Here is a 24,972-nt window from a genome sequence, read left to right as displayed (position 1 = left end):
GCCGCCGCTTAGAGGCGGCCGTCGCGGAGCACCGCCCGGAGGACCGGGCGTCCGCCGGTGGTCGGGGACGCCCCGCGGGGAGCCGGAACAAGCGTTCCGCTCCCCGCTGAGGGGCCCCGGGGAAGAGCGGAACGGGCGCTGAGAGCCGCTCCGGGACAGGCGGACATGTTGAACGCCGGGCTAGAACGCGTCCGGGTAGAGCTCCTGGGCGATCGTCTCCACCGCGTCGATGTTCCCCAGGGCGCCGGGGTACAGGTCGCTCCCGGGAACGGCGATGAGGAGTTCGTTCTCCACCGCCGGGACTTCGGGGAAGGTGCTGCGGAGGTACTCGCGTGTCCGCTCCTCGTGCTCCGGTCCGCTCACGCCGAACACGATGGCCTCGGGGGCGCGGCTGACGATCTCCTCGGGGTTGATCTGTGCGGCGAAGAAGTCGGCGAACTCGGGCCCGTCGGGGTCGAAGACGTTGTCGCCGCCGGCGGTCCTGATGATGTCCGCCTCGATGCCTGCGCCGATGGCCGACAGCGAGTTGCCCTCGACGTAGACCTGCGCGACGGCGGGTGGCGGAGAGTCGCTGATCGCGGCCTCCACAGCGGCCAGTCGTTCCTCGGTGTCCTGTATGAGCTCTTCGGCCGCGTCGGGGACGCGCAGGATGGCACCGAGGTCCTCGATGTCCCTCAGCACGTCGGTGACCTCCGCGGTGTTGCGCCGGTCGGCGCAACCACCGGTCGCGACGTAGGCCCGGGCGCCGTTCTCGTCCAACTGCTCGATGCTGGCGAAGCCCTGTTCGGCCGTGAACTCGTACTCCGTGGGGGAGGCCACCAGGTCGGGGGCGACAGCGAGCAGGTCCTCGCGGGGCGGCGGAGCGTCCGCGCTGAGTACCGGGATGCCGGCGGCCTGCTCGGCGATGTCGTCCGGTAGCGCCGAGACCTCGGTCTGGGCCTGGCCGACGATGGAGTCCCCCACGCCGAGGCGGATGAGCAGCTCGGTCTGCGAGGGCATCAGCCCGACGACCCTGCTGGGAGCGGTGTCGAAGGACAGATCCCGTCCGCAGTTCGTGACCGTCACGGCTTCCCCGGAGGCATCGGAGGCCTCCGGGTCGCTGGTGACGCCGGTACCGCATGCGGTCAGCACCAGCGGCGCCACGGCGAGTGCGGCCCAGACGGTCGATAGGCCGCGGGTACGGGAGCGGCGCCGAGACGTGGCCCGGAAGGCGTTGCGTGTCATGGGGTGGTTACTTCTTCCTCGGTCGGGGTGGGTGGGTTCGTGGGGCCGTGGCCGTTCGGCTTCGGCGGGCTGCAGGCGTCGAAGAGGAGGTGTCGCCGTCCGGAACGCGGATGGGCGACGGCCGTCGACTCGACGCCGAAGACCGAGCGGACCAGGTCGGTGTGCAGTACCTCGTCCGGGGTGCCGAGGGAGAGCAGGCTCCCCTCGGCCAGGACGCCGATGGCGTCGCAGGAGCGCGCGGCCAGGTTCAGGTCGTGCAGGGCGACCACCACGGTGCGTCCGGTGGCCCTGACCAGATCGAGGAGTTCGAGCTGATGGGCGATGTCGAGGTGGTTCGTGGGCTCGTCGAGGACGAGCACGGGTGTGTCCTGGGTGAGCGTGCGGGCGAAGAGCACGCGTTGGCGCTCGCCGCCCGAGAGGGCCGAGAACGGGCGGTTCTCCAGGTGCGCGGCGCCGACGCGGGCGAGGGCCTGCTGGGCGAAGGAGATGTCGTGGTCGGAATCGCGCCCGTACCCGCGCCCGTGCGGGATGCGCCCGAGCAGGACCAGGTCGAGGACGGGGATCTCGAATTCCTCGCTGTGCTCCTGTGCCATCACCGCCACGCGCCGGGCCATCTCCTTGCGGCCCAGCGAGGTGATGTCGGTGCCGTCGAAGCGCACACGGCCGGCTGAGGGGGCCGCGAGCCCCGACACGGCGCGCAGCAGTGTGGACTTGCCGCTCCCGTTGGGCCCGAGCAGCCCGAGCACGGTGCCCGAGGGCACCGAGACGCTCACGTCGGTGATGACGGGCCGCCCCCCGCGGTGGGCTCGGAGGTTCTCGACGTCGACTCTCATCGGCCCACCCCCACGCTGTCGGCGCGGTCGCGTCGCAGCAGCCACAGGAAGAACGGTGCTCCGACCATCGCGGTGAGCACACCCAGTGGGATCTCCGACGGATCGGCCAGGGTACGGGCCAGGAAGTCACAGGTGGTGAGGAACACCGCTCCGCCGAGCAGGGCGACCGGGAGCATCCTGCGGTGGTCGGAACCGACGGTGATGCGCGCGATGTGGGGGATGATCAGCCCGACGAAGCCGATGCCTCCGGAGACCGCGACGACCGATCCGGTCAGCAGGGCCGCGGCGACGAGGGCGCCGCTGCGCAGCCGGTTGACGTTGACGCCCAGGGACGCGGCCGCGTCGTCCCCGACGAGGAGCGCGTTGAGTGCCCGAGCGTGGAACGCGGCGTAGAGCCCCACGATGAGCAGCGCCGCCGAGGGCAGGGCGAGGTGGCCCATCGTGGCGGCGGAGACCGAGCCCAGGAGGAAGAACATGATGCTGAAGACGTTCTGCGCGTGGGTGGTGATGGTCAGGTAGCTGGTCACGGCGCTGAACAGGGCGCCCAGCGCGACGCCCGCGAGGATGAGGCGCTGGGGTGCGATGCGCCCGTTCTTGTGGGCCAGGGTGTAGACGGCCGCGGTGGCCGTGAGTGCGCCGAGGAAGGCCGCGCCCCCCACGCCGAGGGAGCTGGTCCCGACGCCCAGGACGATGAACGAGACCGCGCCGACTCCGGCGCCGGCGGAGACTCCGAGGATGTAGGGCTCGGCCAGGGAGTTGTGGACCACGGCCTGCATCAGCGCGCCGGCCAGGGCGAGCGCGGCACCGGCGGTCGCTGCCAGGAGCACGCGGGGCAGCCGGAACTGCCAGACGGCGTTGTCCTGCACCGTCGTCAGCGACCCGTCCGACATCCACGGCATCCCGGGCACGAGGTGGCCGACGATGACGCGCAGGGCCTCCGCCGGGGACACGTCGATCGTGCCGACGCTGGTGGACAGCACCACCACCGCCAGCAGTGTGAGGGCCAGGACCGGAACGAGGATCCGGGCGGCGAGCACACCGCGCCTCCTGGTGTTTCCCGCCGGAGCGGCCGGAGCCGGGGCGCCGCCAGGGGGTGCTCCTCCGGGGCGCGTGTTGGCCAGAAGGCGTTGGAGGGAGGCCGACACGCGTCTCCCGTTGGTTGCTTGTGCCATCTGTTGCGAAGACTCTCTTACGTCGTGGATGGAGCGGTCCGCGCGGACCCGGTGATCGTGGCGGCGAAGCCGAGGACGGTCGTCCCGAGGCGGTGCAGGCTGTCGAGGTGGTTGCCGCCGTGGCCCGTTTCCGGTGCGCGCCATACGGCGGCGCTGCCTCCGACACGGCGCAGCGCGTCGACGACCGCCAGAGTGTCGTCGGCGACGACCCGGGAGTCCTCCGCCAGCACGATGCCGAGGAAGCGGGGAGGAGCGGTGCCGGGGGTGAGTTCCCGAGCACGGTGCAGCGGTGAGATCCGGCGCAGGTGCTCGATCCCCCCCGAGGCCCCGAACTCGTCGGCCCAGCGCCGCCCGAGCGGGTGGGCGCCGAGGTTGAGCAGGTCGAGCGGCGCCGCGGTGCTGACGACACCGGCGCACAGGTCCGGCGATCCGAGGGCGCAACTGGTGGCCAGGACTCCGCCGTGGGAGGCGCCGGCCAGGACGAGCAGGTCGGGCCGGGTGAGCCCGGCCCCGACCAGGCCGCGTGCGGCGACGGCCAGGTCCTCGATGCCGCGGCCCTTGGCGAGGCCGCGCCCGGCCTGCCTCCAGGCGGAGCCGTGCTCGCCTCCTCCCCGGACCTGTGCGATGGCGTACCGGCCACCGTGCTCGGCCCACGCCGGCACGGTCGGTTCGAACACCGGCAGACTCGGTACACCGAAGCCGCCGTAGCAGGTGAGGATCAGCGGTGCGGGGCCCTTGGCGCCGGTCGGCGAGGTGACCACGACGGGTACGCGCGATCCGTCCTCGGCGGTGAAGGCGTACCGTTCGGTGCGTGTGGGGGCTTCCGGGCGGGCCGCCGCCGGACGGTCGGACAGCAGCTCCTCGGCGGGTACGACCCGTGGGGGCAGGGCCGGGCCCTCGATGAGGACGTGGAAGCGGTCGGCGTCGGCGCTCACTCCGGTCGCGACAGCCGGAGCTCCCCGGTGGGTGACCTCCCGTTCGGCCGCGACCGAGCCCCGGACGAGCCGCACGATGACACCGCGGCCGGCGCGTACGCCGACGGCGACGATGTCCTGGCCGCGGGCGGCGAACGAGGTGACCCGCAGGTCCGGGTCGTCCCAGCGCCACCTCGGGGCACCGCTGCCCGGATCGAGGCCCTGAAGGCGGGCGCCGTCGTCGACGACGACGTCCTCACCCGCGGGCAGGACGCGGACGATGGCGGCGAACTCGGCGAGCTCGGCGCCGGTGGCCCGGTCGATGAGGCGGCCGGGGCTGCCGGGGCGGCTCTCGGCGAGCAGTCCGCGCCGGCCTCCGGGGAAGAGTCTGAGCCGGGTGCCCGGCGGTACGGCCGAAGCCGTCGACCGCCCGGTTCGCGCGTCGAGGCGGACGAGGCTGTGGGACCGGCCGGCGACCAGTTCGACACCGGACGAGTCGTCTTCCCAGAGCATGGGGTCGTAACGGCAGCGGATCCGCGGATAGAGCCGCAGAGATCCGGTGGCGGTGTCGACCAGCCCCAGCGCGGCGTCCTCGTCCGCGCGTTCAGCCAGTTGGACGCAGATGCTGCGCCCGTCCGGGGAGGGGGCCATGCGCAGGATGTGCCCCTCGGGCTCGATCACCGGTGAGCCGGTGTCCGCCCGGTAGATCCCCTGGCGTCGTCGTCCGGGCGGGCGGGCGAGCGCGAACCCGTTCTCCGGCAGGCCCGGGCGTCCGTGCCGTTCCCACTTCGTGAGCGCGGTGTCGATGGCGGGGACGAGGGGAGGAGGGAAGTCGTGCATCGCTCACCGGCCGATGGTGTCGGCGGCGCCGCCGTGCCAGTACAGGTGCCCGCCCTCGTCGAGCGGGCTGGGCACGGTGACGGTGTCGAGTCCGCCGCCATGGAACAGGTGCAGTTGACCGTCGCCTCCCCTGGTCACCGCGACCGTCGTCCCAGCGGGGTCGACGGCCACGGAGCGCCGCTGTGCGGGTGAGCCGCCGACCGGGTCCCAGGGCAGGCGTCCGGGGACGGGCGGGCGCGACATCGGGGGGAGCGGGATCCTGTGCGGGACGCGCATCCGCGGCTCGGCCCGCTCGATGACGGTGAGCTCGTCCCCGTCGGGATGGATCGTGGCGACGGCGGCCCTGGTGCCGCCGAGCGCGAAGCGGAAGGCCAGTCCCCGGGGCAGTCCCAGGCAGCGCGTCCGGCCGGTGGACAGGTCGACGTCGACCAGGTGGTTCGTCCACTCGGTCCACGCCGTCGGGGAGGCGGGCCCGCCTCGGACCACGCCCACCGCACGGCCCGTGGCCGGGTCCAGGCGCAGGTAGTAGGCGCGTCCGGGCACGGGCCAGGCGACGGCGCCGAGCATGCGCGGGACACCGCCGTCGATGACGAAGCGCTCCAGTCCCCTGCCGGTCGCGGTCGCCGCGATGCCGGTTCGCTGGTCGACAACGTCGCCGTGTCCGTCGTCGGCGATCTCGCGGACGACCTCACCGGTGATCCGGGGCACGTGCGAGGCGGCGTCGAGGCACCGGGAGAGGGGAAACGACTCGAGGGCTCCGGGCTCCCTGTGGCGCAGCACGACCACCGGTTCGCCGTCGGCCTGGTCGGGGACGATCATCGCCCCGGGCTCCCCGACCCGGGAGCGGAACCGTACCGACTCGCTCCGATCGAGGTCGACAAGGGTGACGACGTCGCTCCACGCCTTCTCGTTCGCGCCCAGCCCGGTCGTCACCACCACGTAGCGGCCCGAGGCGTCGCAGGCGAGGTGCTCGCCGGGGATGGCCGCGGGGAAGCGCCGTTCCCCGCGGGCCCCCGAGACCACGAGCGCTCCGGAGCGGTCGTCGACGAAGGCCCATTCGGCCTGCCCCTCCCCCCTGCGGGGCAGCGTCAGGAACCCGGCGTGCTCGGCGAGGACGGCGTTGCCGAGCGGCCTCACCGTGCCGTCCGCGACGGCGTACGTGCGACCCCCGCGGTAGTCGGCGACGAGGAGCTTCTGGAAGTTCATGGGGCAAAGCTATTGGAAACGGTAATCATTTTCAAGTAAAGTGACCGTCGTTCGCCCCGACGAACACGTATCGGCACAGATGACCGATACGTCATGGCTTGGAAAGGAAATCCCTCATGGACAACCAGATCGTCGCCGAGATCGAGGAGCCCGAGCAGCTCGCGCACCTGTCGGCCTCGCACTCCAACGCGCTCGTCGAGAACCCCTTCGACGTCGTGGCCGAGATCGAGGAGCCCGAGCAGCTCGCCCACCTGTCGGCCTCGCACTCCAACGCGCTCGTCGAGAACCCCTTCGACTAGTTCTCCCCTCCGGGACGTAGTCAGTGAGAACCACCCGGTCGGGCAGCCCCGCGCTGCCCGACCGGGCCCTTTGAGAGGTCGCCTTGCTCCCACAACCATCCATCGCCCGTGTGCCGGGGACCGGCGCGCACGTCATCGTCGACAGCGGAGGCACCGGTGTCGTACGCACCTCCTCAGGGCGCTTCCTCCGTCTCGTGTCCCCACCGCCCGGTCTCCTGGACGCCCTGGCCGGCGCTTCGGACGGTGACGGGGAGGCCTCCGCGTACGCCGAGGCGCTTCGGGCGAGGATGTCCGCGCTCGAGGAGGAGGACGCGCAGCGCCGTTGGCCGGGTCCTCGGCGCGAGGTCGCCCTGGTCGGCGGGGGCCCGCTCATCGACGCGGTGGCCGACGCCCTGGCCGGTTGGGGCGCGGCCGTCACCCGCCACACCGACGGCGGGGCCCTGCTCTCCACGATGGACGGAGCGGCCGACGGCGGTCGCCGGGGCGGCGGCACGGCCGTCCCCCGAGGAGGGGGCACCCGGCCATGGGGACTGGTGGTCGCGTACGCGGACTCCCCCGTGGAGCGCGTCGGCTGGGACCGGCTCGACACGCTGCCGAGCCAGGGCGTGGCCTGGCTGCGCGCCTACCGCGAGGGCGAGAACTGCTTCGTCGATCCGATCTGCCTCGACGGGGACGACCCCGGAGCCGAGCAGGTGTACCGGCGACGCCTGGCGGCGAGCTTCACTCCCCGGGAACTCGACACCTGGCGGCGCGCGGCCGTGGCCGCCGCGCCCGCCTCGGCCGCCGCACACACGCTGGTGGTGAGCCGGCTCCTCACCCTGGCCCTCGCCTGGGCACAGGAGTCTGACGCGTTGGAGGGCTACCGCACCACGCTGTGGAAACTGGTCACCGCCACCGGCACGGTCAGCGAGCACCCGGTACTGGCCTACGACCCGCCGTCCTCCGTCGACCGAGGGGCGCGTCGGCGGGTATGACGGAGGAGCTCGGACGCGCACACCTGTGCCGGGGCCGCGACGGCACGGTCCTGCGCGGGCGGATGTGGGAATGCGGGAGCCCGGAAGGCATCGTGGTGATCCGCACCCCCTACGACGCCGACCAGCACGTGGCGACGGCACGCTCGTGGAACGCCCGCGGCTACCACTGCCTCGTCCAGGACGTGCGCGGACGGTACAGGTCAGCGGGGGCCTGGTCCCCCTACACGCACGAGGAGGAGGACGGCGGCCAGGTGCTCGCCCACCTGCTCGACGAGTACGGAGGGCTGCCGCTGGTCCTCTTCGGCGCCTCGTACGCCGCTCACACCGCACTCGAGGCGGCCCGGGCCGTGACGCGCGACGGCGCGTGCCCGGTCGCGGCGATCATCGCCCTCGTCCCCGCCCTCGGGCTGGCCGAGACCGCGTGGGACCACGAGGGCTCCCCGCAGATCCTGCACCGGATCGGATGGTGGCACGAACACGGACGCCACCGGCGCTCCCAACGCCCGCTGTCCGCGGCCGAACTCGACCGACGCGTCGCGCAGGCGCGAAGGCAGGGCGTGGTCGAGGCCGCCGAGAACTGGGGCTGGTCGCCATCGGCGTCGACCGGCTGGCGGAGGCTGTGGAGCGCGGACCGCGTGGACCCGGCATCACGCTACGGCCACGTCGACGTGCCGCTACTGGTGGTCAGCGGCGATGACGACTTCTTCCACGACGACGCCCGGCGGCTCGCACGCGAGTGGAGAGCCCCGAGCCACTTCGCCAGCGGCCCCTGGGGGCACCGGCTGGTCGGCGGCGTCGCCGACCAGGCCCTGCGGGCCCGCATCTCGGCCGCGGGCGGACTGACCCACATCATCGACCCGTGGCTGGCGGCCCGGGGACTGCCCGGCTCCCCGGCGGAGTGGACCGGGATCCTCACGGCCGCGTCCACGCCCCACACCCGGTCGACCCTCGATCCCGCGTCAGAGGCATGGCGCCACGAAAGGACCTCACCTTGACCCCCACCACGACCGGGCGGCCCCGCCCGGGGACCGCCGGGACCGCTACGGCCCGGGCCGACCACCCCCTGCCCGTGGACTCGCTGGTCGACCCCGAATGCGGAGTCATCCGCTCCGTGCGGGCCGTGACGCACCCCGCCGGCGCTCCCACCTCCTACATGGGGCTGACCGCGGCCGTCGCCGATGCCCGGCAGCTCGGCGAGTGGCCGGCCGACCGCGTCTCGTTGGGCACGTCCTTCGACGACGCCGGGCAGGCCAGGATCGCCGCGATCGCCGAGGGGGTCGAGCGCTACTGCGGGAACTGGCTGCCCGCCGACCTTCCTCCCGACGAACTGCGCACCGGGTCCCGCGCGGAACTGCTGGCCGCGGGCCGCCGCCCGGTCGGCCTGGAGGACCTGCCCCGGTTCGCTCCGTGGCAGTACGCCCGGGCCGGGTTCCCCTACCAGCCCCTCACCGAGGACACCCCCGCCCTCTGGGCGCGCTGCGAGGAGCGCGACGGCGCCGAGGTCTGGATGCCGGCCTCGCTGGTCTACCTCAACTGGCGGCAGTCGCGCTTTCGCCACCTGCCGCGCGTGCACCACCTGAACTACGCCGGAATCGCCACCGGGCAGGGGGCCGACGACGCGAGGGACCGAGGAGTCCTGGAGATCATCGAACGCGACGCCCTCGAACTGTGGTGGCACCTGGACGGACCCACCTTCGGGATCGACCCCGCCAGCGTTCCCGGACTGGCCGACGACCTGGGCGGCAGCTCCCTGGACGTGTTCCTGACGGCCATGCCCTCGGAGTTCGCCCCCGCCGTGGCCGCACTCGTGCACGACAGGGAACGCGGCCTGTACGCCGCGGGGTTCTCCGCGGCGCTCGATCCCGTGAGGGCCGCCCGCAAGGCCGTCCTCGAAGCCGTCCACACATGGGTCTACACCCAGGGCTGCACCGACGCCGACGGGTGGGTCTTCCGTGCCGTCGAACAGGGGTTGATGGCCCGCGGCCTCCACCTCGACTTCCGCGCCGACGCCGCCTACCTCGACGCCGCCGGCGCCCAGTGCGAGCACGTCATCGACCTGGGCGCGCACGTCCAGATCTGGCTCGACCCCCGGGTCCACGGCCAGGCCCGGCGCTTCACGGCACCGGCTCTGGGGCTCCGGCCGGTCACCGAGGTGCCGGCCGTGTCGATGGACGAGGTCCACCGGCGGCTGGCCGACCGCGGACACCGCGTCCTCACCCGCGACCTGACGACGAGCGATGTCCGTCGCACCTCGCTGCGGGTGGTGCGGAGCTTCGTCACGGGGCTCGTCCCGAACGCCCCCGCGGCTTTCGCCTATCTCGGTATGCCCCGCTTCGAGCACGCGGCCCTCGAACGAGGGTGGCGCACCTCCTGGGACGGGAGCCCCGCGGGCCTCACCCTCGTCCCGCCCCCGCACATGTGAGGCCGCACCCATGCCCCTTCCCCTCCCATCGACCCCATCTCCTTACGGTGCGAGGCGCGGTGCGGCGGAGCCCTCGCGCCTGCCGCCCGCACTCGCACGCGCCTTCTCGGCCGAGGCACCGGGACCGCCCCTTCCGCCCGGACCGCGCGCCAGTCCCTGGCACCGTGCCGGAGCCGACCCGGTGGCGGTACCGGCCCGCGAACGCGCCCTGCTCGACGGCCTGTGGCGCGGCGCGGGGCACCACCGCCTGGCCGACGGGACGGTGACCCGTGTCCGCAGGCGTCCGGTGCCCTCCGCGGGCGCGGCCTACCCCGTGCGCACCCACCTGGTCGTCGGTGCGGACGGCCCCCTGGACGCGGGGCGGTACGCCTTCGACCTGGAGGACGGCACCCTCCACCGACGCGACGAGGCCCGCGAACGGGAGGCGGGCTGGCACGTCCCGGGTACGGGCACCGACGTGACGGGGACCCACCTGGTCCTGAGCGTGCAACCCGGTCGCAGCTTCGGCCGGTACCGTCACCGGGCCTGGCCGCTGTGGATCGCGGACACCGCCTACGCCCTGGCCGCGGTGGAGTTCCTGTGCGCTCCGGCCCCCTCCGCGGTACGGCTGGGCCCCGGACCGTGGCTGCGCGACCTGCTCGGCGTCCCGCGCGCGGCCGAGCACGGCCGGTGGCTCGCGCGCGGGCTCGCGCCGGAGATCCCGCTGGCCACCGTCGAACTGCCCGGCTCCTGGTCGGTCGTACCCGGGCGCGGGGACGCCCTGGCCGCGAGGCGCTCCCCGGCGACCGGCGAGTTCGAGGCCGCGGCGCGCGCCCACGACCCGCGGGCCGTTGACGTCGCGAGGGCCTCCGGGCAGGCCTGGGTCCTCGGGGCCCACCGGTTGGAGACGTGGTCCGTCGCGGTGGACACGCCCGCCGCCGAGTTCGCCCAGGCCCTGTGGCGGGCCCATCGGGCCGCGGCCGGCCTGTGCTACGCGGGCGCGCTGTCCGGGCGATGGCGCTGCCGTCCGATATCGGGATTCACCGCTTCGCGCGACCGCTGGACCGTCCACGCCCTGGCGATGCTCCCCGGCGGACACGCCCTCGACAAGGAGTCAGCCGCATGATGATCGTTCCCCTGCTGTGGCGGGAGGCGGCCCGGTTTCCCGCGGCTCTGGCACGGAGCGCCGCCCTGCTGGTCCTCGTCTTCCTCACCCACGTCGGGCAGGCCGTGGCGGTCGCCTGGTCGATGTCGGCGGTGCTGCGCGGCCAGGCCCAGGACGTACTCCTCGCGCTGTCGCTGATCCTCGGGATCGCGCTGCTGCGCCTGGCGCTCTCCCTGGCCCAGGCGTCGGCCGCCGCGCATCTGGGCGGCCGGGTCAGGCAGGCGGTCCGCCGCCGCGCGATGGAGGCCGCGCTCGTGCCCGAGCGGCTGCACGACACGGCGGCCCGAGACGGTTCGATGCGTGCCAGCCTCGGTGACGGTGTCGACGGCATCGACGCCTACGTCTCCAAGTACGTTCCCGCGATCGTGCAACTACTCCTCACCTGCCCGATCGTCGTGACCGCCCTGTTCTCGCTCTCACCGTGGGCGGGCCTGTGCGTCGCCGCCGGGGTCGTGTTCGCGCTGTTGGGGCCCATGGCGTGGAAGCGGACGACGGCCCGGCGCGGACTCGACCACTGGGACAGCTACGAGGCGCTCAGCGCCGACCTGCTCGAATCCCTGCGCGGCATGGCCACCCTGCGCACACTCGGCGACGTGTCCGGCACCCGCAGGCGGCTGGACCACCGCTCGGAGGCGCTGCGCAGGGCCACCGAGCGCGTGATGCGCGTCTCCCTGGGCGAGACGTCCGTCACCGACGCGGCCGTCCAGGGGGGAGCGGTCGCCGCCGCCGCCGTCGCCGTCGTCCACGCGGTCACCGGGCAGGCCCCCGCCCTCGAGGTCTACCTGATCCTCCTGCTCTCCTCCGAGGCGTTCCGTCCCATCCGGGACCTCTCGCGGCACTGGCACGCCGGATTCCTCGGCCTCACCGCGGTCCCCGGCCTCCAGCGGCTCGGGGCCTTCACCGAGCGGCGCGCCACCGCCCCGGACCACGACGCCCCAGAACACACCGCGTCCGGCCACGGGGACGGCCGGACGGCCCGGGGCAGGACGGCGGACGCGCTGCGGGTGACCGGTCTGAGTTTCCGCTACCCCGGCGCGCACGTGGACGTCATCCACGACCTCGACCTGACGGCCCGACGGGGCTCCCTCACCGCGATCGTCGGGGCCTCCGGGGCCGGAAAGTCCACCCTCTTCGACCTACTCCTCGGCTTCCTCACCCCGCGCACCGGAAGCATCGACCTCGACGGGCGGCCGCTCCGCGCCTTCGACATCGCCGTGGTCTCCCAGCGGCCGGTGCTCTTCGCCGGGACCGTCCGCGACAACCTCGCGGTCACCGGGACCACCACGGAGGCGGACCTCGTCGAGGCCTGCCGCGACGCGGGAGTCCTCAACGAGATCCAGCGCTTCCCGCGCGGCTTCGACACCGAGGTCACCGAAGCCGGCACCAGCCTGTCGGGCGGACAGCGCCAACGCCTCGCCCTGGCCCGCGCACTGCTGGCACGGCGCCCCGTCCTGCTGGTGGACGAGCCGACGAGCGCGTTGGACGCCGACCGCTCCGCGGACGTCGTCCGAACTCTGCACCGTGTCGCCCGCGACCGCGTCGTCCTCATGATCAGTCACCGCTCCGAGACCCTCACCGGGGTTCCCGACGTGTTCAGCCTCGATTCCGGACACCTGTACAGGAGCACCTCGTGAACACCCTCTCCGCGTTCCGGGCCTTTCGCGCACTGCTGCCCGTCCTGCGCCCCGAATGGCGGGGGATGGCCTGGATCTACCTGCTCGGCACCATGAGCGCGCTCGGCCTGGCCGGCCTGACCGTCCTCACGGCATGGGCGGTCGGCCACGCCGTCGTGGAGCGCACGCCGCCCGGGCCCCTCTGGTGGGCCCTGGTCCTCGGACTCGTGCTGCTGCGCGTGCTCCTGACCTGGCGGGAGATGGACGTCTCCCATGCCCTGGCCTACCGCGTGCTGGCGCGGCTGCGGATGGCGCTGTTCGACGCCTACGCGCGCAGCGTTCCCGGTCGGCGCCGCGAGCACTCCGGACGCGCGGCGGCGGTCGCGATGGACGACATCGAAAAGCTCGAGTTCTTCTACGCCCACACGGTCGCCCAGCTCGGCGCCTCGCTCACCCTGTTCACCGCCTCACTCGTGACCGCGTCCCTGCTGCTGCCCGAGGCCGCGCTCGTCATGCTCCTGGGCGCCGCCGTCGTGGCGAGCAGCGCACTGTACTGGGCGCGGGCCGCCCGGCGGCTGGGCGAGCGGGAACAGCAGGAGCGGTCGGACCTGTCCGAGCACATCGTGGACGCGCTGGGTGCCCTGCGCGAGGTACTCGCCTACGGACTCGCCCCTCGCATCATCGCCGAGACCAGCGCCGCCACCGCACGCGCCGCCACGGTCGCGCAACGGCGCGAACTGCTGTCGCACCTGGTCACCGCCCTGCGGGAACTCGTCCTCACCGCCGTGGTCATCGGCGTCATCGCCACCAGCGCCACCGCCGCGGGCGTGCTGTCGGCGGACGTCCCGGTACGGCTGGCCCCCGCGGAACTGCCCGCGCTGGTCGCCCTGGCCCTGGTCGGCATCGCCGCGATCGTGGACGCCACCGACACCCTCACCCGGCTGCATCCGCTCGTCTCCGGAGCCGAACGCGTCGCCGCCGGAATCAACCGCCCCCCGGTCGTCGCCGTCCCCCGAGCTCCGCGGCCGCTGCCCGCCGGACCCCTCGGCCTCCGCTTCCGGGACGTGTCCTTCTCCTACGAAGGCCGACGGCCAACGCTCACGTCCTGGTCCGCCGGACTCGCCCCCGGCGAGCACGTCGGGCTGGTCGGCCCCTCCGGTTCGGGCAAGAGCACCGTGATCGCCCTCGCGGCCCGCCTCTGGGACCCTTCGGCGGGCACCGTCGAGCTCGTCACCGCGGACGGCGGGGGCGTCCCCGTCGCCGATCTGGACGAGGCGGCACTGCGGGAGGCCGTCGCCCTGGTCGACCAGGACGCGACACTCTTCCACGGCACCGTGCGCGACAACCTGCTGCGCGGCTGCGGACCACGGTCCGACGGCGACCTGAACGCCCTGCTCGAACGCGTCGAAGCCGCCGCCTGGATCGGTCTTGACGACGAACTCGGAGAGGGCGGTGTGCGGCTGTCCGGCGGGCAGAGAGCACGCCTCTGCCTGGCCCGCGCCCTCGCACGCCGGCCGCGTGTCCTCCTCGTGGACGAGGTCACCGCCAGCCTCGACCCGGCCACCGAACGACTGGTGTCCGACGTCATCGCCCAGTTCCACGGCACCGTTCTCATCGCGTCCCACCGGGCCGAGACCCTCGCACGCCTCGAACGCGTCGTCGACGTGGCCGCGGCCCCGCACGCCGTACGGAGACCAGGTGGCTGACTCCGCGAAGCGGCCGTCCCCACCTCGGGCCCCGTCGCCGTTGGAGTCCGGGACGGCGGTACCCGCACGGGCCCGGCGGGTCGGCCCTCGGCCGCCGCTTGCGCAGCCGCCCGCACATGCCGAAGTGCCGTGGTCCGGGCCGCCGTCCCGAGCCGGGCCGGGCAGGGACGGCTTTCGCCGCCCGGTGCGGCCCCTCCCCTGCCGGGGCGGGATCCGGTGCCGCCGCCTCGGAAGCACGAACTCGGGAGCATCCGCACGACTGCCCTCCAGGTGAGCCGGGTATCGGAGGGGGGAAGCACAGGCAAGGGCGCCGTCCGCCGCGCCGCCGGAGCACGTCCGGCCCCGGGGCACGGGGCCTCCCGGCCTCCGCGTATCCGCGGAACGCGCCCTTGCCGGACGAGAGGCGAGGACATGGCTGAGGAACGAACGCCCTCCCCCAAGGTCGCGGTGGGCGTCGACGGGTCGGATTCGGCGCGCGGCGCCCTGGAGTGGGCGGCCGCCGAGGCCGGGCACAGGGGCCTGCCGCTGTACGTCGTGCACGCCCTGTCCATGCCGCTGGTGATGTCGGTCTACACCACCCCCACCCGCTTCCATCCCTCACAGGAGATCGCCGAACAGGGCCGCCGGGTCCTGGACGAGTCCGCCGAGCACGCGCGGGAACTGCGGCCCGGACTGAGGGTGGAGACGGAGCTGGCCCTGGAGGATCCCTCGCAGGCGCTGCTGCTCCGCACCGGGCGGAGGGACATGGTGGTCGTGGGCTCGCGCGGTCTGGGCTCGGTGCGCACCGCGCTGGCGGGCTCCTGCGGGATACGGCTGTCCTCCAGGGCGGAGTGCCCGGTGGTGGTCGTCCCCCGCCGCGGGGAGCGCCCCGTCCAGCACCCGGGGCCGGAGAGGATCGTGGTCGGCGTGGACGGCTCGGTGGACTCCCGGCGCGCCCTGGACTTCGCGATGCACCGGGCCGCGGCGCACGAGGGCTCCTCGGTCGTGGTGGTGCACAGCTGGAACGTTCCGCTGCCCTTCGACACCGAGTCCCTGACCGCGTCGGGCTGGGCCCCGCCCGACGACCTGCTGGAGCGCCACTCCGAGGAACTGGTGTCCGGGGTCCTGGCCGAGGTCGTGGACGACGCCACCGAGGGCGTGGACGTCAGCGCCGTGCGCACCCGGCACAACCCGGTGGAGGCGCTGGTGGAGGCGGGCGCCGACGCGGACCTGATCGCCATCGGCTCGCGGGGCATGGGCGGTCTCCGCGGCCTGGTGCTGGGCTCGGTCAGCCAGGGCGTCCTGCACGGCGCCACGGTGCCCGTCGCGGTGCTGCCCAGGCATGCGGCGGAGAACGAGTGACTCCGGGCACGGGGCCGGCCGGTGTCAGCGCGGGGAGGCGCTCCCCTCGGCGGGGGCGATCTCGGCGACGAGCCCCTCGACGCGCTCCCTGATCTCGTCGCGGATGGGCCGCACGGCCTCCACCCCCCGTCCGGCGGGGTCGGTCAGGGTCCAGTCGAGGTAGCGTTTGCCGGGGAAGACGGGACAGGTGTCGCCGCAGCCCATGGTCACGCACACGTCGGAGGCCTCGACGGCCTCGGTGGTGAGGATCTTGGGGTGCTGGTCGGTGATGTCGACGCCGACCTCGGCCATGGCCTCGACCACGGCGGGGTTGAGCGCGTCGGCGGGCGCGGACCCGGCGGAGCGGACCTCGACGCGGTCCCCGGCCAGGTGGGCGAGCCAGGCGGCGGCCATCTGGGAGCGTCCCGCGTTGTGGACGCACACGAACAGGACGGACGGCTTGTCGGTGCTGGTCATGGTGCCTCTTCCTCCTCGGATGCGGTGGCGGTGGCGGTGGCGATCGGGACGGCCACCGGGGTCGGGGCTTCCCCACTTGCGCGCCGACCTCGTCGCGGACCCCGCGCGAGCCGTCGGCCGGGACACCGTGGGCTCGGGGCGGACCGCTCACTTCGCATCAGCCAATGGTGATGCGATAATATCACCGCATGCTGATGTCAGTCGATGCTGATGTGATCAAGGCGGTGGCCGATCCGCTCAGGCTGCGGATCGTGGCCCTGCTCGCCCGCGAGACCCTGTGTACGACGCACCTGATGGACGAGACCGGTGCGCGCCAGACCAACCTGTCCAACCACCTGCGGGTCCTGCGCGAGGCCGGGGTGGTGGAGACCGAGCCCTGCGGGCGCTACACCTACTACCGGCTGCGCCCGGAGTCCCTGGAGTCGCTGTCCGGGGCACTCGCCGAACTGGCCCGGACCGCCCGCTCCGCCGACGCCCACGAGAACAGGAGGCCCTGCTGATGGCCGCCCCCCACGAGACGACCGGAGCCGGGGCCCCTTCCGTCGTGGCAAAGCTGTCCACGCTGGACCGGTTCCTGGCGGTGTGGATCCTGCTCGCCATGGCCGTCGGCCTGGGCCTGGGACGCCTGGTCCCCGGCCTGAACGAGGCCCTGGCCGCGATGGAGGTCGGCGGAATCTCCCTGCCCATCGCCCTGGGCCTGCTGGTGATGATGTACCCGGTGCTGGCCAAGGTCCGCTACGACCGCCTGGACACCGTCACCAGCGACCGGCGGCTGCTGGTCTCCTCCCTGGTGGTCAACTGGCTCGTGGGCCCGGCGGTGATGTTCGCGCTGGCCTGGATCTTCCTTGCCGACCTGCCCGAGTACCGCACCGGACTCATCATCGTCGGCCTGGCCCGGTGCATCGCGATGGTGATCATCTGGAACGACCTGGCCTGCGGCGACCGCGAGGCCGCGGCCGTGCTCGTCGCGCTGAACTCGGTCTTCCAGGTACTGGTCTTCGGACTGCTGGGCTGGTTCTACCTGGACCTGCTGCCCGGATGGCTGGGCCTGGACACCGGCGGCCTGGACGCCTCGCCCTGGCTGATCGCCCTCAACGTGGTGATCTTCCTCGGCATCCCGCTGGCGGCCGGATTCGCCACCCGCACGCTCGGTGAGCGCCGGATGGGCCGCGAGCGCTACGAGTCGGCGTTCCTGCCCCGGATCGGTCCGTGGGCGCTGTACGGGCTGCTGTTCACCATCGTCCTGCTGTTCGCGCTGCAGGGCGGCACGATCACCAGTCAGCCCCTGGACGTGGCACGGATCGCCGTCCCGCTGCTGGCCTACTTCGTGATCATGTGGTTCGGTACGTTCGCGCTCGGCAAGGCGATCGGACTGGGCTACGACCGCACCGCCACGCTGGCCTTCACCGCGGCGGGCAACAACTTCGAGCTGGCCATCGCGGTGGCCATCGCCACCTTCGGGGTCACCTCGGGCCAGGCGCTGGCCGGTGTGGTGGGGCCGCTGATCGAGGTGCCGGTGCTGGTGGGACTGGTGTACGTGTCCCTGGCCTGGCGCAGGAGGTTCGCGCCCGCACCGCGTTAGCGGCGGTGGCCGGGGCGGCCGGGGCCCGCACACGGTTCGGTGTGCGCGGGCCCCGGGGAGCCGGGACGAGGGTGCTCGCACGCACGCGACGAGGGGGAGAGCGGTGGAGACGAACGGCGCGGAACACGTACACGACGTGGCGGTGGTCGGCGGCGGACAGGCCGGGCTGGCCGCCGGGTACTTCCTGCGGCGGGCGGGCCTGGACTTCGTCGTCCTGGACGAGCGCACCGGCCCCGGCGGCTCCTGGAACGGGTACTGGGACTCGCTGCGGCTGTTCTCCCCCGCCGGGCACAGCATGCTGCCGGGCTGGTGGATGCCCGCCGAGGAGGGGCACGAGTACCCGAGCGCACGACACGTGGCCTGGTACCTGACCGAGTACGAGCGCCGCTACGGCCTGCCCGTGCACCGCCCCGTCCACGTGGGACGGGTCGAGCGGGCGGACGGTGCGCTACGGGTGATCGCGCGCGAGGGGACGTGGCGGGCACGGTACGTCGTCAGCGCCACCGGGACCTGGCGCGCGCCCCACGTCCCGCGGGTCCCCGGCCGGGAGGAGTTCGAGGGCCAACAGCAGCACACCGTCGACTACCGGGGTCCGGAGGAGTTCGCCGGGCGGCGGGTGGTGGTCGTGGGCGGCGGCAACTCCGCGGCCCAGATCCTGGCCGAACTCTCCCAGGTAGCCGAGACCACCTGGGCCACCCTTCGCCCTCCCCGGTTCCTGCCCGACGACGTGGACGGCCGCGCCCTGTTCGACATCGCCACCCGGAGCCAGCGGGCCGCGGGGGCCGGCCGGCCGGTGGAGGGCTTCGGCGACCTGGGCGACATCGTGGTGGTGCCCGGCGTGCGGGAAGCGCGCGAACGCGGCGCGCTCAAGGCCGAGCCGATGTTCGAGCGGCTCACCCGCACCGGGGTGGCCTGGGCGGACGGCACCTCCCTGGAGTGCGACGCGGTCCTGTGGTGCACGGGCTTCCGGCCGGTCCTGGACCACCTCGCCCCGCTGGGCCTGGCGGACGGCCGCGGCCGGATCGCCCTGGAGGGCACCCGCGCGGTGGACGAGCCCCGTCTGTTTCTGCTGGGCTACGGCGACTGGACCGGGCCCGCCTCGGCCACCCTCATCGGTGCCGGGCGCACCGCCAAGGCCACCGTCGCCGAGATCACCGGCGCCCTCGCCCGGGAGGGATAGGAGGCGGACGCGGGCGGGGACCGCTGGCCAGCGCGGTCGCCGCGCCCACGGCCGCCAGGGCTCCCAGCACGGCGAACGCCGCCGGATAACCGCCCAGGACCCCGGCCAGGGCCGCGCCGATCCAGGGGGCCAGGGCGACGGCCAGCATCAGCGGCAGGTGCATCAGGCCGCTGATCGCGGCGTAGCCGCCGGTCCCCCAGCGGTCGGCCACGGCGGTGGCCTTCAGCAGGGTGAGGACGCCGCGCGCCATGCCCGCCAGCACCGCGACGGCCATGAGCACCGCCCAGGGGCCGGGAACCAGGGCCAGGAGCAGGGTCGTGGCCGCGCAGGCGCCCAGCACGGCCACCGCCCGGGGAACGGGGGCCGACCTCCGCTCCAGGGGCGCGTAGACCAGGCGGCCCAGCACCTGTCCCACACCTCCCAGGCCCAGCGCCCAGGCCGCCGTCGCGGCGTCCAGCCCCCGGGCCGCCAGGAGGGGGACCAGGTTGACCACGACCGCGTACACGGTCAGCGATCCCAGTGCCAGGGACGCGGTCAGCGCCCAGAAGGCCCTGCCGCGGACCACGGCCCGCACCGCCGCCCCCGGCGCACCGGAACCCCCGTGCGCGACCGGCGCGCTCCAGGCCGGGGGCAGGGCGAAGGCGTGCAGCGGGACCACCACCAGGGCCAGCACGGCCGCGAGCACCAGATAGGCGCCGCGCCATCCCCACGCCTGCTCCAAGGCGGCGGTGAGCGGGGCGAAGACGGTGCTGGCCAGCCCGGCGACCAGGGTCAGCGCGGTCAGCGCCCGCACCCGCCCCTGCTCGTACCAGTGGGTCAGGGCTGCGAAGGCGGGCGGGTAGAACAGTCCGGACATCGCCGCCCCGGCCGCCAGCCAGGCCGCGCCGAAGAGCCACAGGTCGCCCGCCGACGCCAGTACCGCCAGCGACGGGACCGCCACCAGGGCGGCGGCCGTCATGACCGGGCGGGGACCGCGGCGGTGCAGCCACCGCCCCACCGCGACCGAGCCCAGGCCGGCCACGACCTGGGAGGCCGAGAACAGCGCGGTGACCGTGGTCAGGGTCCAGCCGGTGTCGGCGGCGATGGCCGGGGACAGGACCGGAAAGGCGTAGAACAGCACTCCGTAACTGGTGGTGACGGTGACGCACAGGGTCACCAGCCCCCGGTGCGCCCGCGCGGCGGTCAGGACCCGCGCGGGCACACCGAGGGCGTCGGAGATCACGCGTGTCACGCCACCGGGGCCGACCGGCCCAGGTCGACCGTCTGCGGGACGGGGCCGCAGCAGCCGCCCTGCGCCTCCTCGGGGGTGTCGGCCTCGTCGAACAGGCCCGCGCCGCCGCACACCCCCGTGTCGGGCAGGGTCAGCTCCACCCGGGCCGCGCTCTCACGGTCACCGGCCAGGTGGGCGGCGATACTGCGCACCTGCTCGTACCCGGTCAGAGTGAGGAAGGTGGGAGCGCGCCCGTAGGACTTCATCCCCGCCAGGAAGAACCCCTCCTCCGGGTGCGCCAGCTCCTCGGCCCCGTGGGGGTAGACGGTGCCGCAGGAGTGCACGTTGGGGTCGATGAGCGGGGCCAGGCCCACCGGGGCCTGCAACGTGGTGTCCAGCCCCAGCCGGATCTCCGACAGCGGGGACAGGTCGGGACGGAACCCGGTCAGCACCACGGCCTCCTCCACCGGTTCCAGCGCGCGTCCGCCCTCGTCCACCAGCACCAGGCGCCCGTCCCGCTCCGACCGGACCTCGGCGGTGCGAAACCCCGTGACCACCCGGATGTGTCCGGCGTCCACGGCCTCCTTCGCGCGCTGTCCCAGGGCGCCGCGCGCGGCGAGCTGGTCGGCCGCGCCCCCGCCGAAGGCGTCGCCGACCTCCCCGCGCCGCAGCACCCACACAGCACGGGTCCCGGGCTCCTGCTCGGCCAGCGCGGACAGGGAGACCAGGGCGGTCAGCGCCGAGTGGCCCCGGCCCACGACCGCCGTGGTGCGGCCCGCGTGGCGGGCACGCGCCCCGGGGTCGGCCAGGTCGGGAACGCGGTAGGAGAGGCGTCCGGCCACCGCCGCCTCGCCCAGCGCGGGCAGGCCGTCGCCGCCCACCGGGTTGGGCGAGCCCCAGGTTCCGGAGGCGTCCACGACCGCGCGGGCCAGGATCCGCTCCTCGCCGTGGTCGGTGCGCACCCGCACGGTGAAGGGCTGCTCCTCCCGCCCGGCGTCGACCACCCGGTCCCGCCCCAGGCGGCTGACGCCGGTGACCTCGGCGCCGAAGCGCACCCTCTCCCCCAGGACGTCGGCGAGCGGGGCCAGGTAGGCATCGGCCCACTCCCGGCCGGTCGGATAGCCCTCGTCGGCGGGGCGCCGCCAGCCGGTGGCGGTGAGCAGCTTCTCCGCCGCGGGATCGACCAGGTCGCGCCACATGGAGAACAGGCGTACGTGCCCCCACTCGCGCACCGCCGCTCCGGCGCCGTCCCCCTTCTCCAGGACCAGCGCGGGCAACCCGCGCTCGGCCAGCTCCGCCGCCGCCGCGAGCCCCACGGGACCGGCACCGATCACCACGACCGGACGTTCGTCGACCATGACACACCCTTTCATCGACTGGTGTCTATGAAGAGAACCATATAGACACCGATCGATGAACGCAACATCGACTTTCGTCGATATAGATCATCACTGATAATGGGGGCATGACCGTGACGAGCTCCGCCCCAGTACCCGCACCCGAGACGCTCCCGGCACAGGACGCCGAGACCTACGCCGCGTGGTTCGCCTGCCTGGCCGAGCCGATGCGCGTGCGCCTGCTGCACACCGTCGCCGCCCACCCGGGGTCGATCAGCGTGGGCGAACTCGCCCGCGCGGTGGGCATCCGCCAGCCGACCGTCTCCCACCACCTGCGCAAACTCGCCGAGGTCGGCTTCGTGACCATGACCCGGGCGGGCACCTCCACGCGCGTGGCCATCAACCCGACCTGCTGCACGGGCCTGCCGCACGCCGCCGACGCCGTCATGGGCATGCTCAACTCCCGCCCCTGCTGCCCCACCGACCTGCCCGTCGACGTCACCACCCGGGCCATGGCCGACACCGACCTGGAACGGGTGCGCGACATCTACGCCCAGGGCGTCGCCACCGGGAACGCCACCTTCGAGACCGAGGTCCCCGGCGTGGACGCCCTCAGGGACAGGTGGAGCGACGGGCACCGCTGGGTCGCCGAGCGCGACGGCCGGGTGGTGGGCTGGGCCGCCGCCGCGCCCGTCTCCGCCCGCGAGGCCTACTCCGGGGTCGCCGAGACCTCCGTCTACGTCGCCGAGGACGCGCGCGGCCGGGGCGTGGGCAGGGCGCTGCTGTACCGGCAGGTCACCGAGGCCGACGACGCCGGGCTGTGGACCCTGCAGACCTCGGTCTTCCCCGAGAACCGCGCCGGCCTGTCCCTGCACCACCAGGCCGGTTTCCGCACCGTCGGCGTGCGCGAGCGCATCGCCCGGCACCACGGTGTCTGGCGGGACACGGTCCTGCTGGAGCGGCGGCGCCCGGCAGGGGAGGAGTGCTCCACCGGTCCCACCGCCGCCTGCGGCTGCGCTCCCCAGGAGGCCCCGCGGTCCTGACCGGCACCGGGGGCGGCGCGTTCGACGGGGCGGGCCGGGCGGCGGACCCGGTGGTCCCGTCGGCCCCTCAGCCGACGATCGGCCTCTCCTGGGGCAGTTCGTAGACGCGGACGCGGCGACGCAGCGCCAGGGCGGAGGCCAGCGTGATCGGCCCGATCCTGCCCACGAACATCAGGAAGACGATGACCAGCTCGCCCACGAGCGGCAGGTCGCCGGTGATGCCCGTGGACAGCCCGACCGTGCCGAAGGCCGACGTCGTCTCGAACAGGACCTGGTCCAGCGTGAACGGAGTGACGGTCATCAGTGTCAGCGTCGCCGCAAGGACCAGGCCCAGCGCCAGCAGCACCACCGTGGTCGCCTGGGAGGCGGTGCCCTCGGACAGCCGGCGTCCCGCCATGTGCACCGTCGGCTCCCCGCGCACGTTGGCGTAGACCACGAAGGCCAGCACAGCGAAGGTGGTCACCTTGATGCCCCCGGCCGTGCCCGCGCTGCCGCCGCCGACGAACATCAGGATGTCGGTGACCAGCAGCGTCTGGGTGTTCATCGCCCCGAAGTCGAGGCTGTTGAAACCCGCCGTGCGCGGCATCACCGCCTGGAAGAAGGCGGTGAGGAGCTTGCCGCGCAGCCCCAGGCCGCCCATGGTCGCCGGGTTGGCCCACTCCAGGGCGAGGAAGGCGACGAAGGCGACCACCAGCAGGACCCCGGTCATCGCCAGGGTGATCTTGGCGTGCACCGACCAGTGGCGGTGCTCCCCGCGGTGCCGGGTGAAGCGCCACAGCTCCACCCACATGGGGAACCCGAGCCCTCCCGCGACCACGGCCAGGGCGATGGGCACCGTGATCCACGGGTCGGTGGCGAAGCCCGTCATACTGTCGGAGTACAGGGAGAACCCGGCGTTGTTGAAGGCCGAGATCGCGTGGAAGGTCCCGGTGTGGACGGCCTCGCCGAACGACAGCCCGTAGCCGAGCCACCAGCGCAGCGTCAGCACGACCGCCAGGACCGTCTCGAAGACCACCGTCACCGCGAGGATTCCCGTGACGACCTGGCGCACCTCGCCCAGCGTGACGACCTTGGTCTCCGAACCGGTGCGCAGCGCCATCCGCAGCCCCATCTGCCGCCCCACGACCAGCGTCAGCACCGTCGCCAGCGCCATGATGCCGAACCCGCCGACCTGGATCAGGGCCAGGACCACCACCTCGCCGAAGGCCGACCAGTAGGCGGCGGTGTCCACCACCACCAGCCCGGTCACGCTGGCCGCCGAGGCGGCGGTGAACAGGGCGGTGGGAAAGGACGCCCGCTCCCCGCCGTCCACGGCCGAAGGCAGCGACAGCAGCACCGCTCCGACCAGGACCAGGGCGCCGAAGGCCGCCACCGTGAGCTGGGGCGGCTGGGCCCACCGGGTCAGGCCGCGCAGCCTCCGGTCCGCGACGGCGCTGAACCGGACCAGGACGCGTGAGGTGCATGAGGTGCGTGGATTCGCCGGGGGTCTGTCCGTGTCGGCGCTCACACCCCGCCGGTCCCCTCCGGCCGGAACCGGTAGCCCAGTCCGGGCTCGGTGAGGAAGTAGCGCGGACGCGGCGGGTCCGGCTCCAGGCGCTGGCGGATCTTGGTCATGAACACCCGCAGGTAGTTGGTCTCGCGCCCGTAGGAGGGCCCCCACACCTCGTTGAGCAGGTACTTGTGGGTGACCAGGCGGTCGGGGTTGCGCGCCAGGACCTCCACGATGTGCCACTGCCGCGGCGTCAGCCGCACCGGGTCACCGTCCTTGACGACCTGTTTGGCGGCCAGGTCGATCGTGAAGTCCGCGGTGACCACCGGCTCCTCGTACTCGGGCACCGTGGAGCGGCGCATGGCCGCGCGCACACGGGCGAACAGCTCGTCCATGCCGAAGGGCTTGATCACGTAGTCGTCCGCGCCCATGTCCAGCGCCTCGACCTTCATCGCCTCGGTGTCGCGCCCCGAGAGCACGACCACCGGCACGTCCGTCCAGCCGCGCAGTCCCCGCAGGACCTCCAGGCCGTCCATCCCGGGCAGCCCCAGGTCGAGCAGGAGCAGGTCGGGACGGTAGCGGGCGACGAGCTTGAGCGCGCGCTCGCCCGTGTCGGCCAGGTAGGCGGTGTAGCCGCGGGCGCGCAGGTTCACCTCCAGCGTCCTGAGGATGAGGGGGTCGTCGTCGACGACCAGGACCGCGGGCGCCCCTCCGCCCGTGTCCGTACTGGTCTCCGTGTCCATGGTGGTCCGTTCTCGCCCGTCCGGGTTCCCCGGCCCCGGATGGGGGCCTGTTCCCGATGGTAGGAGCGCCGCGGCCGGGCCCTCCCGTGGCGCGGCGCCGCATCGACTCTGCGCGGGCGCGGCACGTGCGGGCAAGCGCGATAACGACCCCTTAGCACCGACGGGACGGGAATTAGCGTCCTGTTAGCAGCCGAATGTCCGAAACCGTCCCCGCGGCCGGGGAGGATGGGGCGGGAAGGAGGTA

At 73.7% G+C, this 24,972-nt stretch carries 22 protein-coding genes; 12 read left to right on the top strand and 10 right to left on the bottom strand.

Annotation, left to right across the window (positions count from 1 at the left end; translation table 11 throughout):
• Positions 1–180: 180 nt before the first annotated feature.
• The 5 genes from NOSIN_RS07070 to NOSIN_RS07050 form a co-directional block, all read right to left on the bottom strand.
• Positions 181–1,224: an ABC transporter substrate-binding protein gene (locus NOSIN_RS07070; RefSeq protein WP_077689969.1), complete on the bottom strand. Its 1,044-nt coding sequence runs from the start codon at positions 1,222–1,224 to the stop codon at positions 181–183.
• Positions 1,221–2,057 carry an ABC transporter ATP-binding protein gene (locus tag NOSIN_RS07065; protein ID WP_077689968.1) on the bottom strand — a complete coding sequence of 279 codons (837 nt, stop codon included), beginning with the start codon at positions 2,055–2,057 and terminating at the stop codon, positions 1,221–1,223. The genes NOSIN_RS07070 and NOSIN_RS07065 overlap by 4 nt, the downstream gene beginning before the upstream one ends.
• The gene (locus NOSIN_RS07060; RefSeq protein WP_077693457.1) at positions 2,054–3,079 is read right to left on the bottom strand and encodes a FecCD family ABC transporter permease; all 1,026 of its coding nucleotides are present in this window, start codon (positions 3,077–3,079) and stop codon (positions 2,054–2,056) included. Before NOSIN_RS07060 ends, NOSIN_RS07065 begins: the two co-directional genes overlap by 4 nt.
• 167 nt (positions 3,080–3,246) lie before the next feature.
• Positions 3,247–4,983, bottom strand: a complete 1,737-nt coding sequence (locus NOSIN_RS07055) for a prolyl oligopeptidase family serine peptidase (protein WP_077689967.1) — start codon at positions 4,981–4,983, stop codon at positions 3,247–3,249.
• Positions 4,984–4,986: 3 nt separating this feature from the next.
• A complete protein-coding gene (locus NOSIN_RS07050; protein WP_077689966.1) occupies positions 4,987–6,189 on the bottom strand; it encodes a hypothetical protein in 1,203 nt (400 codons plus the stop codon).
• Positions 6,190–6,305: 116 nt separating this feature from the next.
• Between NOSIN_RS07050 and amiA the strand changes: the two genes are divergently transcribed.
• From amiA to NOSIN_RS07010, 8 genes are all read left to right on the top strand, one after another.
• On the top strand, positions 6,306–6,488 hold the full coding sequence (gene amiA / locus NOSIN_RS07045; protein WP_077689965.1) for a streptamidine family RiPP: 183 nt from the start codon (positions 6,306–6,308) through the stop codon (positions 6,486–6,488).
• Positions 6,489–6,571: 83 nt separating this feature from the next.
• The gene (locus NOSIN_RS07040) at positions 6,572–7,462 is read left to right on the top strand and encodes a hypothetical protein (protein WP_077689964.1); all 891 of its coding nucleotides are present in this window, start codon (positions 6,572–6,574) and stop codon (positions 7,460–7,462) included.
• Positions 7,459–8,457: a CocE/NonD family hydrolase gene (locus NOSIN_RS07035; RefSeq protein ID WP_077689963.1), complete on the top strand. Its 999-nt coding sequence runs from the start codon at positions 7,459–7,461 to the stop codon at positions 8,455–8,457. The genes NOSIN_RS07040 and NOSIN_RS07035 overlap by 4 nt, the downstream gene beginning before the upstream one ends.
• Positions 8,454–9,884 (top strand): YcaO-like family protein, encoded by a 1,431-nt coding sequence (locus tag NOSIN_RS07030; RefSeq protein WP_227014449.1) that lies wholly within the window; start codon positions 8,454–8,456, stop codon positions 9,882–9,884. The genes NOSIN_RS07035 and NOSIN_RS07030 overlap by 4 nt, the downstream gene beginning before the upstream one ends.
• Before the next feature lie 181 nt (positions 9,885–10,065).
• Positions 10,066–10,989 carry a nitroreductase family protein gene (locus tag NOSIN_RS07025; protein WP_077689961.1) on the top strand — a complete coding sequence of 308 codons (924 nt, stop codon included), beginning with the start codon at positions 10,066–10,068 and terminating at the stop codon, positions 10,987–10,989.
• Complete coding sequence (locus NOSIN_RS07020; protein ID WP_077689960.1) at positions 10,986–12,662, top strand: ATP-binding cassette domain-containing protein; 1,677 nt, start codon at positions 10,986–10,988, stop codon at positions 12,660–12,662. The genes NOSIN_RS07025 and NOSIN_RS07020 overlap by 4 nt, the downstream gene beginning before the upstream one ends.
• Positions 12,659–14,347 (top strand): ABC transporter ATP-binding protein, encoded by a 1,689-nt coding sequence (locus NOSIN_RS07015; protein ID WP_077689959.1) that lies wholly within the window; start codon positions 12,659–12,661, stop codon positions 14,345–14,347. The genes NOSIN_RS07020 and NOSIN_RS07015 overlap by 4 nt, the downstream gene beginning before the upstream one ends.
• A 411-nt stretch (positions 14,348–14,758) precedes the next feature.
• Positions 14,759–15,688 carry a universal stress protein gene (locus NOSIN_RS07010; protein WP_077689958.1) on the top strand — a complete coding sequence of 310 codons (930 nt, stop codon included), beginning with the start codon at positions 14,759–14,761 and terminating at the stop codon, positions 15,686–15,688.
• A gap of 24 nt (positions 15,689–15,712) precedes the next feature.
• Here NOSIN_RS07010 and NOSIN_RS07005 read toward each other — a convergent pair whose 3' ends face one another.
• Positions 15,713–16,144, bottom strand: coding sequence for an arsenate reductase ArsC (locus NOSIN_RS07005; RefSeq protein ID WP_077689957.1), 432 nt, complete (start codon positions 16,142–16,144; stop codon positions 15,713–15,715).
• A 188-nt stretch (positions 16,145–16,332) separates the two neighbouring features.
• Here NOSIN_RS07005 and NOSIN_RS07000 point away from each other — a divergent pair, with 188 nt between their 5' ends.
• The 3 genes from NOSIN_RS07000 (at position 16,333) to NOSIN_RS06990 (ending at position 18,906) form a co-directional block, all read left to right on the top strand.
• Positions 16,333–16,644, top strand: coding sequence for an ArsR/SmtB family transcription factor (locus NOSIN_RS07000; RefSeq protein ID WP_077689956.1), 312 nt, complete (start codon positions 16,333–16,335; stop codon positions 16,642–16,644).
• Positions 16,644–17,726, top strand: coding sequence for an ACR3 family arsenite efflux transporter (gene arsB / locus NOSIN_RS06995; RefSeq protein WP_077689955.1), 1,083 nt, complete (start codon positions 16,644–16,646; stop codon positions 17,724–17,726). Before NOSIN_RS07000 ends, arsB begins: the two co-directional genes overlap by 1 nt.
• 103 nt (positions 17,727–17,829) lie before the next feature.
• Positions 17,830–18,906, top strand: a complete 1,077-nt coding sequence (locus NOSIN_RS06990; RefSeq protein WP_077689954.1) for an ArsO family NAD(P)H-dependent flavin-containing monooxygenase — start codon at positions 17,830–17,832, stop codon at positions 18,904–18,906.
• Here NOSIN_RS06990 and NOSIN_RS06985 read toward each other — a convergent pair.
• Together NOSIN_RS06985 and NOSIN_RS06980 are read right to left on the bottom strand one after the other, a co-directional pair.
• A complete protein-coding gene (locus NOSIN_RS06985) occupies positions 18,878–20,125 on the bottom strand; it encodes an MFS transporter (RefSeq protein ID WP_375539648.1) in 1,248 nt (415 codons plus the stop codon). The two genes, NOSIN_RS06990 and NOSIN_RS06985, sit on opposite strands and share 29 nt — an antisense overlap.
• 8 nt (positions 20,126–20,133) lie before the next feature.
• Positions 20,134–21,474 (bottom strand): FAD-dependent oxidoreductase, encoded by a 1,341-nt coding sequence (locus NOSIN_RS06980; protein WP_077689952.1) that lies wholly within the window; start codon positions 21,472–21,474, stop codon positions 20,134–20,136.
• A gap of 107 nt (positions 21,475–21,581) precedes the next feature.
• Between NOSIN_RS06980 and NOSIN_RS06975 the strand changes: the two genes are divergently transcribed.
• The gene (locus NOSIN_RS06975; RefSeq protein ID WP_077689951.1) at positions 21,582–22,496 is read left to right on the top strand and encodes a helix-turn-helix domain-containing GNAT family N-acetyltransferase; all 915 of its coding nucleotides are present in this window, start codon (positions 21,582–21,584) and stop codon (positions 22,494–22,496) included.
• Positions 22,497–22,563: 67 nt separating this feature from the next.
• Here the strand turns inward: NOSIN_RS06975 and NOSIN_RS06970 are convergent, their stop codons facing one another.
• Together NOSIN_RS06970 and NOSIN_RS06965 are read right to left on the bottom strand one after the other, a co-directional pair.
• On the bottom strand, positions 22,564–23,868 hold the full coding sequence (locus NOSIN_RS06970) for a TrkH family potassium uptake protein (protein WP_143833026.1): 1,305 nt from the start codon (positions 23,866–23,868) through the stop codon (positions 22,564–22,566).
• A gap of 131 nt (positions 23,869–23,999) precedes the next feature.
• Positions 24,000–24,728, bottom strand: a complete 729-nt coding sequence (locus NOSIN_RS06965) for a response regulator (protein ID WP_077689950.1) — start codon at positions 24,726–24,728, stop codon at positions 24,000–24,002.
• Positions 24,729–24,972 lie beyond the last annotated feature (244 nt).

Source organism: Nocardiopsis sinuspersici (assembly GCF_001998325.1).
In the GTDB taxonomy this organism is placed as follows: domain Bacteria; phylum Actinomycetota; class Actinomycetes; order Streptosporangiales; family Streptosporangiaceae; genus Nocardiopsis; species Nocardiopsis sinuspersici.
The sequence above is the reverse complement of the archived record's forward strand: the minus strand, read 5'-3'. Positions and strand labels throughout refer to the sequence as shown.